Origin of the sequence: Streptomyces sp. NPDC057002, assembly GCF_042673825.1 — a bacterium.
Taxonomy (GTDB): Bacteria; Actinomycetota; Actinomycetes; order Streptomycetales; family Streptomycetaceae; genus Streptomyces.
In genome coordinates, this window is record NZ_JBHURZ010000004.1 from 744,505 (window position 1) to 759,153 (window position 14,649).

Consider the following 14,649-nt stretch of genomic DNA (forward strand, 5'->3'; position numbering starts at 1 on the left):
TGACGGGGGCTTCACCTCTGTCGGGGCACACTGGGCAAACGGGATGTAGGGGAACCATACGGGAGTTGGACGGCGGGGAGGAGACGGGGATGGCGGGCGAGAGGGCGCAATACGAGGACGGCGGTCAGGCCGGGGCGGAGCCCGGGGCCGGGTCCGGCTCTGGAGACGACGCATGGGACGACCTCGTCCTGGACGACGTCTTCATACGCTCCGCCGAGACCTCCGAGCCGTCCGCCCGGGCCCGGATGCTCGCCGAGCGCTGGCGCCGCGAGGAGCCGGAGCCGCAGCCCTGGCGCTCCGACGAGCCGCCCGCGGGCTGGTTCTTCAGCAAGGTCCGGCGGCGCAGATGGCGCAGGCGCTGAAGGCGGGCGTTTAATCGGTGGCGCCCAATTCGCCCGGCGGGCAGAGTGGTTGTGTCCACCCCGCCGGGCGAGGAAGCCCGGCGCCGAGTTCTGGGAGAGGAGCGGGACGATGTCCATGCACGGCAGTACGTCCAGCTCCCTTCAGGGCAGCCCGCGGCGGGCTCCGGAGTAGTCGCTACCCCACTCCGTAGAGCTCGCCCCATACGGGGAGCTGCCCGGGGCGGCCGCTTCGAGCACGCGAATCGCATATCGCGTGGGCCGCCCACCCGGAGGATTGGCCGAGTGGTAAGGCACCGGTTTGCTAAACCGCGGTCGGGCTTCAGCGCCCGCGCACGTTCGATCCGTGCATCCTCCGCCGAGCACTACCGAGCACGGGACAACAGGCTCGGTGTTCAGCCCAGCATCCGTTCCAGCACCACAGCGATCCCGTCCTCCTCGTTCGAGGACGTCACCTCGTCGGCCACGGCCTTCAGTTCCTCGTGGGCGTCCGCCATGGCGACACCGTAGGAGGACCAGGCGAACATCGGTATGTCGTTGGGCATGTCGCCGAAGGCGATCGTGTCGGCCGCCTTCACCTTGAGCCGGCGGGCCGCCAGGGACAGGCCGGTGGCCTTGGACAGGCCCAGGGGGAGGAGTTCGACGATGCCCGCCCCTGCCATGACGACGCTGACGAATCCGCCGGCGGTGCGCGTGGCCACCTCGCACAGCTCGTCGTCCGACAGCGTCGGGTGCTGGATGTACAGCTTGTTCAGCGGCGCGGTCCACAGGTCCGACGCGTCCGCGAACGGGGTCGCGGGGAGGGTGCCCTGGACCGCGTAGCCGGGGCCGACCAGCACCTCTCCGTCCAGGCCGTCGCGGCTCGCGGCCAGATACAGCGGGCCGACCTCCGCCTCGATCTTGGCCAGCGCCACCCCGGCCAGCTGCCGGTCCAGCGTCACCGACGTCAGCAGGCGGTGGGCGCCGGCGTCGTAGACCTGCGCGCCCTGGCCGCAGACGGCCAGCCCCTGGTAGCCCAGGTCGTCGAGGATGTGCCGGGTCCACGGGACCGCGCGGCCGGTGACGACGATGTGCGCGGCGCCCGCCGCGGTGGCCGCGGCGAGCGCGTCACGGGTGCGTTCCGAGACCGACTCGTCGGAGCGCAGCAGCGTCCCGTCGAGGTCGGTGGCGATCAGCTTGTACGGGAAGCCGCCCGAAGGGGCCGTGTCGCTCACTTGGACACCGGCTCCAGGACCTCCCGGCCGCCCAGGTACGGGCGCAGCACCTCGGGCACGCGCACCGAGCCGTCGGCCTGCTGGTGGTTCTCCAGGATCGCGACGATCGTGCGCGGTACGGCGCACAGGGTGCCGTTGAGCGTGGCCAGCGGCTTGACCTGCTTGCCGTCACGGACGCGGATCGACAGCCGGCGGGACTGGAACTCGGTGCAGTCCGAGGTCGAGGTCAGCTCGCGGTACTTGCCCTGGGTCGGGATCCACGCCTCGCAGTCGAACTTGCGGGAGGCCGAGGCGCCCAGGTCGGCGCTCGCCACGTCGATCACGCGGTACGGCAGCTCCAGCGAGGTCAGCCACTGCTTCTCCCACTCCAGCAGCCGCTGGTGCTCGGCCTGCGAGTCCTCCGGAGCGACGTAGGAGAACATCTCGACCTTGTCGAACTGGTGCACGCGGAAGATGCCCCGGGTGTCCTTGCCGTGCGAACCGGCCTCGCGGCGGAAGCAGGGCGAGAAGCCCGCGTAGCGCAGGGGGAGGCGGTCGGCGTCGAGGATCTCGTCCATGTGGTACGCCGCCAGCGCCACCTCGGACGTGCCGACCAGGTAGAGGTCGTCGTCGGCGAGGTGGTAGACGTCCTGGGAGGCCTGGCCGAGGAAGCCCGTGCCCGCCATGGACTGGGGACGGACCAGGGCCGGGGTGAGCATCGGGGTGAAGCCGGCCGCGGTGGCCTGGGCCATCGCCGCGTTCACCAGGGCCAGCTCCAGGAGCGCGCCGATGCCCGTCAGGAAGTAGAAGCGCGAGCCGGAGACCTTGGCGCCGCGCTCGACGTCGATCGCGCCGAGGATCTGGCCGAGCTCCAGGTGGTCCTTGGGCTCGAAGCCCTCGGCGGTGAAGTCGCGGATCGTGCCGTGCGTCTCCAGCGTGGCGAAGTCCTCCTCGCCGCCCACGGGCACGTCCGGGTGGACGAGGTTGCCGAGCCTCTGGAGCAGCTCCTGGGTCTCGGTGTCGGCCGCGTCGCGGTCCGCGTCGGCCGCCTTGACGTCGGCGGAGAGCTGGCCCGCCTTCTTCAGCAGCTCGGCCTTCTCGTCTCCGGCCGCCTTGGGGATGAGCTTGCCGAGCGCCTTCTGCTCGGCGCGCAGCTCGTCGAAGCGGACGCCGGACGACCTGCGCCGCTCGTCGGCAGACAGGAGGGCGTCGACGAGCGCGACGTCCTCTCCACGGGCGCGCTGGGACGCGCGCACACGGTCGGGGTCCTCACGAAGCAGGCGAAGGTCAATCACGAGCCCAAGGCTACCGGTGCGCGATGACCGCCCACGACTCACTATTCCGGCTGCGCATTACGTACCGTTATGGGGGAATTGCGCAAAGTGTCAATAAACAGCCCGGCTCTCCCCGGAACGAGGCATCCGCCGGGCGCCGCATTGACTCGAATCCCTTGCGGGAGACGGGACTTGGGATCCGGTTGTCCACAGGGATCCACACCGGTCGAAGAGTTATCCACAGGCTGTGTGGAAGATCTGTGGACTTCGGAATTGATCACTCCGCAAGGCCCTCCCACCCCTCAGAATTCCCGGTACAAACCCGCTCTATCCTCACTTTCGGTGGAATCAGCTCACCCCGAAGAGTTACACAAAGGAAAACGGTGGACGAAGGGTGACCTGCCCGTCGATGGACGCATCAGGGGTCCGTAGGGCGATTTGTCGACTGACTCACGCTTCGTTGTCGACTTGTCCCCAGGTCGAGAAGCCAACCTGTGGATAACTTCTGTGGATAACGACAATCAGCAGGTACGACAGCCCGGGACCGGCCCGGGACCGGCCTGGAACCGGCCTAGAACCGGCCGTCCTGGCACCGCGCCACCCAGTCCGCCGCCTCCGCGAACTCCTCGTCCGACGTCCCCAGCCGCGGCGGCTGGACATCCCCGGGCCGGATGTCCGCGCGCGGATAGGAGCCGAGGTAGCGCACCTGGAGGCAGATCCGCTTCAGGCCCTTCAGGGCATCGGCCATCCGGCGGTCGGAGATATGGCCCTCGGCATCGATGCAGAAGCAGTAGTTGCCGATGCCGGCACCGGTGGGCCGGGACTGGAGCAGCATCAGGTTGATGCCCCGCGTGGCGAACTCGCCCAGCAGGTCGCGCAGACCACCGGGGTGGTCGTCGCGCTGCCACAGCACGATGGACGTCTTGTCCGCGCCGGTCGGTGCCGCGGGCCGGGCGGGCCGGCCGACCAGCACGAACCGGGTCTGGGCGTTCTCCGCGTCGTGGATCCCCGTCTCCAGGGCCTCCAGGCCGTAGCGGGCGGCCGCGAACTCACCGGCGAAGGCCGCGTCGTACTGGCCCTCCTGGACCAGCCGGGCGGCGTCCGCGTTCGAGGCGGCCGACTCCCAGTGCGCGTCCGGCAGGTGCTTCTTCAGCCAGTTGCGCACCTGCGGCTGGGCGGCCGGGTGGGCGGAGACCGTCTTGATGTCCGACAACTCGGTGCCCGGGCGGACCAGCAGCGCGAAGGTGATCGACAGCAGCACCTCGCGGTAGATCATCAGCGGCGCGCCGGCGACCAGCTCGTCGAGGGTGGTGGTGATGCCGCCCTCGACGGAGTTCTCGATCGGCACGAACGCGGCCTCGGCCTCGCCGGTCCGTACCGCGTCGAGCGCGGACTGGACGGAGACGTACGGGGTGAGTTCCCGGGTGGCGGCCTCGGGAAGCGTGCGCAGGGCGACTTCGGTGAAGGTGCCCTCAGGGCCGAGATACGCATAGCTCGCTGGCATGACCTCACCCTAATGGGCCCGCGGAATCGACATCCCCCACAAGCCCACTCAGAGACGAACTCTCACCCCTCCAGCAACTTCTGCCCCACGTACTCGCCCTCCGCGGCCCCGCCCGGCACCGCGAACAGCCCGCTCGACTCGTGCCGGATGAACTGCGACAGGGCGTCGCCGCGGTCGAGCTTGCGCTGCACCGGCACGAAGCCGCGCAGCGGATCGGCCTGCCAGCAGATGAAGAGCAGACCCGCGTCGGGCACCCCGTCGGTGTCGATGCCGTCGTGGAACGAGAACGGGCGGCGGAGCATCGCCGCGCCGCCGTTCTGGTCGGGCCGGGTGATCCGGGCGTGGGCGTTGATCGGGACGACCAGGTTGCCCTTGGCGTCCGTCTTCTCCAGGTCCATCGCGGTCGTCTCGGTGCCTCCGGACAGCGCAGCCCCGTCGGACTTGCGGCGCCCGATCACGTCCTCCTGCGCCTTGCCGGAGAGCTTCTCCCAGTCGTCGAGGAGCATGCGGATACGGCGTACGACGGCGTAGGAGCCGTTCGCCATCCAGGCCGGTTCGCCCTTCTGCGGCACGAAGATCCGCTGGTCGAAGTCGGGCTCGGCCGGCTTCGGGTTGCGGGTGCCGTCGATCTGGCCCATCAGGTTGCGGGCCGTCATGGGGTGGGCGGTGGCGCCCGGCGAGCGGTTGAAGCCGTTCATCTGCCAGCGGACCCGGGCCGCCGAGCCGGTGTCCTTCTGGATGGCGCGCAGGGCGTGGAAGGCGACCAGGGAGTCGTTGGCTCCGATCTGCACCCACAGATCGCCGTTGCTGCGGCTCTTGTCGAGGTGGTCGGAGGAGAACTCGGGCAGCGGGTCGAGCGAGGCCGGGCGCTGCTTCTCCAGGCCGGTCCTGGCGAAGAAGCTGTGGCCGAAGCCGAAGGTGATCGTCAGCGACGAGGGCCCGGCGTCCCGGGCCACGCCGGTGTCGTCGTGGCCGCTCGGCTCGCCCGCCATCAGCCGCCGGGCCGTCTCCGACCAGCGGCGCAGCAGGGCGGCCGCCTCAATGCGGCCGGCGCCCGCCGCCAGGTCGAAGGCGACGACATGGCCGCGGGCCTGGAGGGCGTCGGTGATGCCGGGCTGATGTTTCCCGTGAAACATCGCCCGGTCGGTGCCGAGCGAGGTGAGCGGCGCGGCGGCCTCGGAGGGCGCGGCGGCGTATCCCCCGGCCGCGCCCGCCGTGCCGAGCACGAGCCCGGTGGCACCGGCGGTGCCGAGCATCCGGCGCCGTGAGATGCCCCCTCCGGCGGAGGCCGCGTCGGTCTCTCCCGGGGTGCCGGGAGTACGGGCCTCCGGAATGGACTGGTCAACCATGGTCGTTCAGCCGATCTGCGCGTTCTTGGAAACGGTCACCTCGTCGATGTCGGAGGTCCGCACGGTCACCTCGACCTGCCAGTCGCCGGCCATGGGGATCTGCACTCCGTTCGCCGACCAGTGTCCGGTAGCGATGTGGTCGGGGACGACGGGCAGGGGCCCGATGTCCTTGGCTTTCAGGGTGAAGTCGACCTTCACCTCGGGGATGTCGAAGGCCCGGCCGTTGGGCCGCTCCACGTAGACGTGCATCTCGTTGTCGCCCACGCGCGCGGGGTCGAGGTCGATCGTGACGATGCCCTTGCCGTCCTCGCCGCCGGTGTCGAACGGCATGTTCAGGGTCAGCGCCCCGGACGCTCCGGCGTCGGCGGAGGCGGACGCGGAGGACGAGGCGGCCGCCTTGGCCTCCTGCTCCGTGCGGCCAGGCTCGGTCTGCGTCAGCACGGTGGTGACGGCGAGCAGGACGACCGCGATGCCGGCCTCGGTCAGCACGGAGCGGCGCAGTCCGAAGCGGTTCGGATCGGCGTCCCGCAGCTGCTTCTGCCGGGCGGTGTCCCGAGCGGCCCGCTGCCGGGCGAGCTGCGCGGCGCGCTCGGCGTCGGCGGGCTCGGCGTTGTCGCCGGGCTCGGAATCAGGCTGCTCGTCGGCATCGGCATCGGCATCGGCGTCGGCGTCGGTGTCGGTGTCCGTGCCGGCCCGGTCGTCGACGGAGGTGCCGGTGTCTGTGTCGCCGGACGCATCAGCTCCCGCACCGACGCGCGCCAGTTCCCGCTCCGCCGATGCCGGCACCGTCTCCAGCAGCCGCCCCGTCCAGCGCCGTGAGATCCACGCGACGCCGACCAGGACGGCCACGAGGGCGATCTTGGCCAGGAGCAGCTGCCCGTACCGGGTGTCGGTGAAGGCCGACCAGGAGCCGAGCTGGCGCCAGGACTGGTAGGTCCCGGTCGCGATCAGCGCGAGCACGCTGCCGAAGGCGACCCGGGAGAAGCCGCGTACGGCCGACGCGTCCACGGGCGTGTCGGCGGGTGCCCGGTACAGGGCGACCAGGAGCGCGCCCAGCCCGCCGAGCCACGCGGCGACCGCCAGCAGATGGACGACGTCGACCGGCATGGAGATGCCCGCCTGGAGCCCGACCGAGGCGTGCTCCGACATCGCCCAGCTCGCGGCGAGCCCGGCCGCCACGACAACGCCGCCGATGGCGAGACCGAAGGTCAGGTCGCGCTTCTCCTGGGCGTCTTCCCTTGAATCAGGCTGTCGGCGCGCAGCGCCGTCGTTCAGGGTGGTGGTGGGAGACGGACGGGCGTACGCCCCGAACAGCACGGAGATGAACAGTGCAGCGGCGGCGAGCAGCAGCAGCCGGGACACCAGGGCAGCGCCGGTCTTGGTCTCGAGCACCTGCCCGAGCAGGGACAGGTCGAAGACGTCGGCGACCTTGCCGGAGCCGGTGAAGGAGCCGCGCAGAAGCAGCAGCGCGAGGGTCGCGGCGGTGAGCGCGAGCCACCCGGAGACGACGAACCGCTGCACCGGCCGCACCCCGGAGCCGCGTCGCCAGCAGGCGAGCACGAAGGCGGCGCCGCCGGCCATCATGACGAACCCGGCGTATGACACATAGCGCCCGAAGCCGTACAGCCAGCCGACGACCCCGTCGTCGGTCGTCTGCTGGGAGACCGTCGCGGATGTCTTGGAGGGGGCGCCGATCGAGAAGGTGTAGGCGCCGGCGACGGGATGGCTGTCCGCGGAGACGACCTGGTAGGCCACCGTGTACGTGCCGTCGGGCAGGCCCGGCTTCAGCCCCACGGCATACGTCGTGCCGCTGACGTTGGACGGCTCGGCCGTGTCGACGCGCTTGCCGTCGGGGTCGAGCACGCGCAGCGAATCGTCGGACAGCGCGACCTGCTCGGAGAAGGTGAGCGAGATCCGGGCCGGGGCCTCCTGGACCACCGCCCCCTGCCCGGGGTCGCTGCCGGTCACCGCGGCGTGCGCGGAGGCCGGTCCGGCCCCGGCGAGAAGTGCGCAGACCGCGCCCAGGAGCAGCAGCACCAGGGTCCGGACGCGGGGGGCGATGGTCTGTGTCACAGGGATCCCTCCCTCAGTGTCCGGTCTTCGGGTGGTAGGTCGCCGACTTCACCGGCATCTCGACCTTGACGGGGCCGGAGCGGGCGAAGCGCAGCTCGAGGGTGACCGTCTGGCCTTCCTCCGGCTTGCGCTTCAACTGCTCGAACATCAGGTGGTCGCCGCCGCTCTTCAGCACCAGTTCGCCGTGGGCGGGGACCTTCAGGTCCTTGACCTCCTGCATGGCTCCGCCGACGGTCTCGTGCACGGTGACCTGACCGGCGACATCGCTCGTGACCGAGGTCAGCTCGTCGGCGGCACCGCCCTTGTTGGTGACGGTGAAGAAGCCGGCCGCCATCTCGTCGGAGACCGGCTGCGGCATGTACGCGGAGCCGACGGAGAGTTCCGCCTTGCCGTCCGCGGAGCCACTGCCGGAGTCGGAGCCGCCGCAGCCCGCCAGGGTCAGTGCCCCGGTCAGGACGAGGGCTGCCGGGCCGAGTCGACGCCTCACGGGTTCGCTCCCTTGACGAGCTCGGGGAGGTCCTTGGTGTAGTCGTCGACGCTGGCGTCCTCGCCGTAGAGCACATAGCCGCCGTCGGTCTTCGGCGAGAACGCGATGACCTGGGTGCCGTGCTCGGAGATGATCTTGCCGTTCTTGTCCTTCCGCGGCGCGTCGAGGGAGATGCCGAGGGTGCGGGCGCCGGCCTGGATGGTCGCGAAGTCGCCGGTGAGGCCGATGAACTGGGGGTCGATGCCCTTGAGCCACTTGCCGAGCTCGGCCGGGTTGTCGCGGTCCGGGTCGGTGGTGACGAACACGACGCGCAGGTCGTCCTGTTCGGCCTTGGGCAGCTGCTTCTTGGCCACGGCGATGTTGCTCATGGTCGACGGGCACACATCGGGGCAGTGGGTGTAGCCGAAGTAGATCAGGGTGGGCTTGCCCTCGGTCTCCTTGCGGAGGTCGTACTTCTTGCCCTGCGTGTCGGTGAGGACCAGGTCCGGCTTTTCGAACGGCTTGTCGAGGACGGTGGCGGCCTTCTCGGTGCCGGCCTCCTCCGACACCACGGCGACGGGCTTGTCGCTGTCGCCTCCGCTGCCGCAGGCGGTCAGGGTCAGAGAGGCGGCGGCGAGCAGAGCGGCCGCGGCGAAGGTCTTGGTGCGCATAGAAAGGAATCCCAGATGTCGGTGACCCGGCGCGCACCGGGGTGTCCCCGCCCGAGGGGCGAGGACCCGGCGCGCGCCGTGCAACGGAAGCGGCGTCAGGCGTTGGAGCGCCGACGCCCGGCGAGCACGCCGTAGGCGACGCCCGCCGCGCCGACCACGATGCCGACGATGCCCAGGACGCGGGCGGTGGTGTCGGTGCCGTCGGAGGAGCCGGTGTCGGAGGCGGTGGTCTTGGCGGCGGCCTTCTCGGCCGGCGCGGAGTCGGAGGCCTCGTCGCCCGACGAGCCGTGGTGCCCGTCCTCGGAGGCGGCGGACAGCTCCAGCACGGGGGCCGGGTTGTCGGGCTCCTCCTTGCCCTCCTGCGGCACCTCGATCCAGCGGACGACCTCCTTGTTGGAGTACGTCTGCAGGGCCTTGAAGACGAGTTCGTCGGCGTCCTCGGGCAGGGTGCCGATGGAGACCGGGAACTTCTGGAAGAAGCCGGCCTTGATGCCGTCGCCGTCTGCGGTCCAGGTGACCTTGGTGACGGCCTCGGAGATCTTCTCGCCGTGCATCTCCAGCGGCTTGTCCAGCTTGGACTTGGTGACCTTGATGTCCCAGCCGGGCACCGGCTCCGGCATGACGGATGCCAGCGGGTGGTCGGTGGGGAAGTTGACCTCGAGCTTGGTGGTCGAGGCGTCGTCGCGCTCGTTGGGGACCTTGAAGTCCACGACCGCGTAGCCGCCCTTGGCGGCCGTCCCCTCGGGCTGCACGCTGACATGCGCGAAGGCGGGGGCGGACAGGGCGAGAACGGTGACGGCGGCGGCGGCACCGGCCGCGGCGATACGGGAAGCCTTCATAGAAGGGAGCACTCCGCTGTGAGTCGGGTCGGGATGAGGAAGAGGGATCCGCGCCCGCGCGCGTGCCGCACGACGGCGGCCTCTTCTCCGAGCCGTCCGGGAATCCGAGGACTCAGAGGAATCCGGGAATCCGAAGAAGCGGAGTGGTGGTCGCGTCGCGTCAGGCGGCGAGGGCGAATGCGGCTGTGGGAACCGTGACGGCCGGCGGGCCGCGCCGGATCACCGTGTGCTGCAGTGCGGTGGTGCACGCCATCTCAGGCACGGGCCGCACGGCGTGCGCGGGGCACGGACGTGCCTCCGGCGCTCCCGGGAGTCCGGCACGCAGGGCGCGCACCAGCGCGAACGCCGCCCGCAGGGAGCGCACGAGCGTCCCTTCGGTGACGCCCTGCGCCGACAGTTCGGTGAGCCGCAGCAGCGCCAGGTCGCCGTGGCGCAGCAGCCAGCCCGCGGCGATCGCCGCGAGGACATGGCCGAGCAGCATCGGCAGGGACGGCCACAGCGAGGCCGGTGCGGCATCCGTGGCCACATGCGTGTGGGCGCCGCCCGTCGGCTGGAGCCGGGCATCGGTGAGGATCTTGTGGGCCTGCGCCGGGCTGATCGCCGCCGCCGTGGTGCCGCACAGGAGCCGCGCGGCCTGCTGGACCAGCGCGGCGTCGCTCGCGCCCGCCGGTACCGAGGACGTGGTGGCGGCGGCCGTACCGTGCTGCCCCAGCCCGAACAGGGTGTGCAGCACCGTCTGGCCGACCGCGAGCAGTGCCGCGATGCCCGGCAGCGAGCGCACGCGCCCCGTGAGCGGGGCCGCCACCGCGACCACCCCGAGGAACCCTGCGCCCAGCGTCCACAGCGGAATGCCCTCGCATGACGCCAGCGCGTGACCTGCCCCGGCCAGCACGACACAGACCGCGGCGAACACCGCGGCCCGCAGGATCCGGAGCGGGTGTCCGGAGCGCGTCGCGCGCGCGTGGGGGGCAGTCATGGCGGGCTCATCATCGCACTGGCCCCGCAGACCTCGTGCGGCAGGTCCACAAGATGCCGTACGACCGGAACGTCACCCTCTGGTCCCGCGCGCCCCCACTTGCACCGATGTTCGCTCCTACATACACCGATCAGGACCAGCGCGCATCCGCCGTATGGGCGGCGTCACGTCAACTTCACGCTTACATGCGGGGACTCGGGGCAATACGTAACGGTATGTCGAGCCGCAGCCAGGAGGCTGGAGCATGAGCATCTGGTGGTCACTCCATTTGCGGCGCGAAGCTGCCAGCGTGCCTCTCGCCAGGCGCCTGCTGATCGGCACGATGGAGACCGCGGGCGTCGACCCGGACATCTCCTACGACCTCTCCGTCGCCCTCAGTGAGGCCTGCGCGAACGCCGTGGAGCACGGCGGGGACACGGCGCGCGGCGGCTCCGGTTCGGAGGCGTACCGGGTGACGGCCTACCTCGACGGCGAGAAGTGCCGGATCGAGGTCGCCGACGCGGGCCCGGGGTTCCCCGCGTCCTCCGCCGCCCGGCCCCGCCCGCCGATCCGCCCCTCGCACTCCGACGCGGAGAACGGCAGAGGGCTGTGCCTCATCCAGGAGCTCGCCGACCACGTCCACATCGGCAACAAGCCGGGCCGGGGCGGTGCCGTGGTGAGCTTCGACAAGGTCCTCAAATGGCGCGAGGGCGCCGCGCCGCTGATGGCGGTCTGACCCCGCGGCGGTGTTTCACGTGAAACACCACCGCCGTGTGAACCACTACCGCCGTGTTTCACGTGAAACGTCTGCTGCCGTGTCTGTCTCTACAGCGCACTCCAGTCCAGCGTCGTCCGCGCCAGCCCCGCCACCTGAGTGAGCAGCGCCAGCCGGGCCGCACGGACCGCCGGTTCGGGGTCCATCACCAGCACCTCGTCGAAGAACGCGCTGATCGCCTCGACCAGCGGCCCGGCGACCTCGACCAGTGCCCCGAGGTCGTCCTCGCGGCCGTGCAGCGCCTGGCGTACGGCCTCGGCGCTCTCGGCGAGACGCAGTTCGGCGGGCGCGGTCAGCACGGACAGGTCCGCCGCCTCTACGCCGCCTTCGGGGAGGATGCGCACGGCCCGCTGGAACGCGGCGGCGAGCGCCTCGAACGCCTCCGTGCCGATGTGCCGCTCCAGCGTGGCCAGTGTCCGGTCGCCGTGGGCGGGCCGGTCGGCCCACACCAGGACGGCCTGGACGAGCCGGTGTTCGTGCCCGGCGTCCGTGAGCTGCTGCTCATAGCGCCGGGTGATCAGCTCGGCGGCCTCGGCGACCCGCTCGACAGGCACCTCGACGCCCTGCGCCGCATACCGTACGGCCGCCGCGCGCAGCCCGTCGCTCACCCGTACCCCGGCCACCGCGGGCAGGGTCCGCAACACGTTGAGCAGCCCGATCGCGGCCCGGCGCACCCCGTACGGATCGGAACTCCCGGTCGGTGCGGCCCCGATGATGAACATCCCGGTCACCAGGTCGAACCGGTCGGCGAGCGACAGCACGGCACCCGCGTCCCCGGCGGGAAGGGCGCCGCCGGCGGAGCGGGGCAACTCCATCTCGGCGAGAGCCCGGGCGACCTCCGCGGACTCGCCGGCCCGCCGGGCGTACTCCTCGGCCATCACCCCGGCCAGTCCCGAGAACTCGATCACCATCTGGGACGCCAGATCGAACTTCGCCAGCGCACCGGCGCGGCGGACGACGTCCACCGCCTCCTGAGCCAGCCCGGCACGCCCGGCCAGATCGAGGGAGAGGACGGCGAGGCGCTCGGCGCGGTCGGCGACCGTACCGAGCCGGTCCTCGAAGGTCAGCTTGTCCAGTCGGCTCCGAAACTCCGCCGGCGGCACCTTCAGATCCGCCCGCCAGAAGAACGCGGCGTCCTCGTAACGGGCCCGCAGTACCGCCTCGTTGCCCGCCCGCACCACATCGTCGTCGCACAGGGCGTTGGCAAAGGTGACGAAGTGCGGCATGAGGCGCTCGCCGTCCAGCACCGGCAGATAGCGCTGGTGCTTGCGCATCACCGTGGTCAGGACGCTGGCGGGCAGTTCGAGATACCGCTCGTCGAACGACCCCCGCACGGCGTACGGGAACTCCAGGATGTCGGTGATCTCGTCGATCAGTCCGGCCTGGCCATCCACGTCGATCCGCCCGCCGACCTCGGCCGCCGCCTCCAGGGCACCGCGGACGACCGCGCCGCGCCGTGACTCCCGGTCGAGCAGGATGCCGTGCATGTGCAGGAAGTGCGGGTAGCCCTCGGCGGCGGTCACCCGGACCTCGGGGTAGGGGGCCTGGCGCTGCACCCGCGTCGTGTCGCCCGCGGAGAGGGAGGAGACGACGACGGGCAGGGGAGTACGCCCCAGCAGCGCGAGCAGCCAGCGCACGGGACGCGAGAACGACAGCCCCGGGTCGCTCCACCGCATGTTGCGCCCGGCCCGCAGCCCGGACACGACCTCGGCCAGCAGCTCGCTGAGCACCTCGACGGCCGAGCGCCCCTCCTCGTGACGGGTGAGCGCCACATACTCGACGCCCTTGACGTCGACGATCCGTACGTCCGTCGGTTCGGCGCCCTGGCTGCGCGCGAAGCCCAGCAGAGCCGGGGTGGGAGCGCCGTCCTTGAAGGCGGCGGCGACCTTCGGCCCGCGCACGGTCCGCATCGTGTCCCGTTCACGCGGCTGCACACCGTCGACGGTGATCACGATCCGGCGCGGTGTGGCCATCACGGTGATCGCGCCGTGCCCCAGCCGGGTGTCGGCCAGCTTCGCGGTGACCGACTCGCGCACCGCCTCGGTGGTGGCGGGCACATCGGCGTACGGCAGTTCCTCCACGCCGATCTCGAACAGCAGCGTCTCGACGCCGGGCACCTTGGGCAGCGCGGGCCGCTCGGCCGGGGCCGGTGCGGCCGCCACCCCGAGCGGATACTCCAGCGCGGCCCGCCGCCGCTCCCACAGCTTCGCCGTCTCGTGCGTCAGCCCGCGCATCAGCGAGAACGCCTTGGCCCGCTCGGTGGTGCTGATGGCGCCGCGCGCGTCGAGCACATTGAAGGTGTGGCTGCACTTGAGCACATAGGTGTACGCGGGAACCGGCAGCTCCAGGTCGAGCAGGCGCCGGGCCTCGGACGCGTACGCCTCGAAGAGCCGGTGGTTGGTGTCGAGGTCGGCGTCATCGAGGTAGTAGCGGCTCATCTCGTACTCGTTCTGGCCGAACACCTCGCCGTATGTGATGCCCGGCGCGTAGACGATGTCCTTGAAGTGGGACACGCCCTGAAGGTTCATCAGGATGCGTTCGAGGCCGTATGTGATCTCCACCGACACCGGGTCCAGGGCGACACCGCCGACCTGCTGGAAGTAGGTGAACTGGGTGATCTCCATGCCGTCCAGCCAGACCTCCCAGCCCAGCCCCCAGGCGCCGAGCGCGGGTGAGGCCCAGTTGTCCTCGACGAACCGCACGTCGTGCGCGCCGAGGTCGACGCCGAGCGCCCTCAGGCTGCCCAGGTACAGCTCCTGCGGGTTGCCGGGGTCCGGCTTGAGGATGACCTGGAACTGGGTGTGCGTCTGGAGCCGGTTGGGGTTCTCGCCGTAGCGCGAGTCGTCCGGCCGCACACTCGGCTCGACGTAGGCCACGCTCCAGGGCTCGGGACCGAGCACACGCAGCGCCGTGGCCGGGTTGGCCGTACCGGCTCCGACCTCGGTGTTCAACGGCTGCGTGATCATGCAGCCGTTGTCGCTCCAGTACTTCTGCAGGGTGAGGACGGCGTCCTGCATGGTCAGCGCCGTCTGGACGTTCTTCATGATCGAATCGCCTGTTCCCCGAGTCGGCCCGGCAAGGTCGGCCATGATCTCATAAGCCAACTACCTCTGACCTGCTGCTTTTTGACCTGCGGCCTTGCTGGCCGGATGCCTCCGGCCGATTCACAGCGGGCTCTCAGCCCAGCCTCA

Annotated in this window: 12 protein-coding genes and 1 tRNA gene; 3 read left to right on the top strand and 10 right to left on the bottom strand. The window is 70.9% G+C overall.

Going from position 1 to position 14,649, the window contains the following annotated elements; translation table 11 throughout:
* Positions 1–89: 89 nt before the first annotated feature.
* Positions 90–362 (top strand): hypothetical protein, encoded by a 273-nt coding sequence (locus ACFT32_RS23395; RefSeq protein ID WP_382492356.1) that lies wholly within the window; start codon positions 90–92, stop codon positions 360–362.
* A 268-nt stretch (positions 363–630) separates the two neighbouring features.
* Positions 631–717: transfer RNA gene (locus tag ACFT32_RS23400), tRNA-Ser, on the top strand.
* 37 nt (positions 718–754) lie between these two features.
* Here ACFT32_RS23400 and ACFT32_RS23405 read toward each other — a convergent pair.
* From ACFT32_RS23405 to ACFT32_RS23445, 9 genes are all read right to left on the bottom strand, one after another.
* The gene (locus tag ACFT32_RS23405; RefSeq protein WP_382492359.1) at positions 755–1,573 is read right to left on the bottom strand and encodes an HAD family hydrolase; all 819 of its coding nucleotides are present in this window, start codon (positions 1,571–1,573) and stop codon (positions 755–757) included.
* Complete coding sequence (gene serS / locus ACFT32_RS23410) at positions 1,570–2,847, bottom strand: serine--tRNA ligase (RefSeq protein ID WP_382492362.1); 1,278 nt, start codon at positions 2,845–2,847, stop codon at positions 1,570–1,572. Before serS ends, ACFT32_RS23405 begins: the two co-directional genes overlap by 4 nt.
* 550 nt (positions 2,848–3,397) lie before the next feature.
* Positions 3,398–4,330: a prephenate dehydratase gene (gene pheA / locus ACFT32_RS23415; RefSeq protein ID WP_382492365.1), complete on the bottom strand. Its 933-nt coding sequence runs from the start codon at positions 4,328–4,330 to the stop codon at positions 3,398–3,400.
* A gap of 62 nt (positions 4,331–4,392) precedes the next feature.
* The gene (efeB, locus tag ACFT32_RS23420; protein ID WP_382492366.1) at positions 4,393–5,679 is read right to left on the bottom strand and encodes an iron uptake transporter deferrochelatase/peroxidase subunit; all 1,287 of its coding nucleotides are present in this window, start codon (positions 5,677–5,679) and stop codon (positions 4,393–4,395) included.
* A gap of 6 nt (positions 5,680–5,685) precedes the next feature.
* Positions 5,686–7,752 (bottom strand): copper resistance protein CopC, encoded by a 2,067-nt coding sequence (locus tag ACFT32_RS23425; RefSeq protein ID WP_382492369.1) that lies wholly within the window; start codon positions 7,750–7,752, stop codon positions 5,686–5,688.
* 13 nt (positions 7,753–7,765) lie between these two features.
* Complete coding sequence (locus ACFT32_RS23430; RefSeq protein WP_382492371.1) at positions 7,766–8,239, bottom strand: copper chaperone PCu(A)C; 474 nt, start codon at positions 8,237–8,239, stop codon at positions 7,766–7,768.
* Positions 8,236–8,889: an SCO family protein gene (locus ACFT32_RS23435; RefSeq protein ID WP_382492373.1), complete on the bottom strand. Its 654-nt coding sequence runs from the start codon at positions 8,887–8,889 to the stop codon at positions 8,236–8,238. Before ACFT32_RS23435 ends, ACFT32_RS23430 begins: the two co-directional genes overlap by 4 nt.
* A gap of 95 nt (positions 8,890–8,984) precedes the next feature.
* Positions 8,985–9,728: a YcnI family protein gene (locus ACFT32_RS23440; protein ID WP_382492375.1), complete on the bottom strand. Its 744-nt coding sequence runs from the start codon at positions 9,726–9,728 to the stop codon at positions 8,985–8,987.
* A 160-nt stretch (positions 9,729–9,888) separates the two neighbouring features.
* Positions 9,889–10,704, bottom strand: a complete 816-nt coding sequence (locus tag ACFT32_RS23445) for a hypothetical protein (protein ID WP_382492377.1) — start codon at positions 10,702–10,704, stop codon at positions 9,889–9,891.
* 244 nt (positions 10,705–10,948) lie between these two features.
* Here ACFT32_RS23445 and ACFT32_RS23450 point away from each other — a divergent pair, with 244 nt between their 5' ends.
* Complete coding sequence (locus tag ACFT32_RS23450) at positions 10,949–11,419, top strand: ATP-binding protein (protein WP_382492379.1); 471 nt, start codon at positions 10,949–10,951, stop codon at positions 11,417–11,419.
* 89 nt (positions 11,420–11,508) lie between these two features.
* Here the strand turns inward: ACFT32_RS23450 and ACFT32_RS23455 are convergent, their stop codons facing one another.
* Positions 11,509–14,502: a glycine--tRNA ligase gene (locus tag ACFT32_RS23455; protein WP_382492382.1), complete on the bottom strand. Its 2,994-nt coding sequence runs from the start codon at positions 14,500–14,502 to the stop codon at positions 11,509–11,511.
* Positions 14,503–14,649: the final 147 nt, after the last annotated feature.

Excerpts from the sequence above, each read along its gene's own strand:
- ACFT32_RS23440 (WP_382492375.1), bottom strand. The coding sequence starts at position 9,728 with ATGAAGGCTTCCCGTATCGCCGCGGCCGGTGCCGCCGCCGCCGTCACC.
- ACFT32_RS23395 (WP_382492356.1), top strand. The coding sequence starts at position 90 with ATGGCGGGCGAGAGGGCGCAATACGAGGACGGCGGTCAGGCCGGGGCG.
- efeB (WP_382492366.1), bottom strand. The coding sequence starts at position 5,679 with ATGGTTGACCAGTCCATTCCGGAGGCCCGTACTCCCGGCACCCCGGGA.
- ACFT32_RS23455 (WP_382492382.1), bottom strand. The coding sequence starts at position 14,502 with ATGAAGAACGTCCAGACGGCGCTGACCATGCAGGACGCCGTCCTCACC.
- pheA (WP_382492365.1), bottom strand. The coding sequence starts at position 4,330 with ATGCCAGCGAGCTATGCGTATCTCGGCCCTGAGGGCACCTTCACCGAA.
- ACFT32_RS23435 (WP_382492373.1), bottom strand. The coding sequence starts at position 8,889 with ATGCGCACCAAGACCTTCGCCGCGGCCGCTCTGCTCGCCGCCGCCTCT.
- ACFT32_RS23445 (WP_382492377.1), bottom strand. The coding sequence starts at position 10,704 with ATGACTGCCCCCCACGCGCGCGCGACGCGCTCCGGACACCCGCTCCGG.
- ACFT32_RS23450 (WP_382492379.1), top strand. The coding sequence starts at position 10,949 with ATGAGCATCTGGTGGTCACTCCATTTGCGGCGCGAAGCTGCCAGCGTG.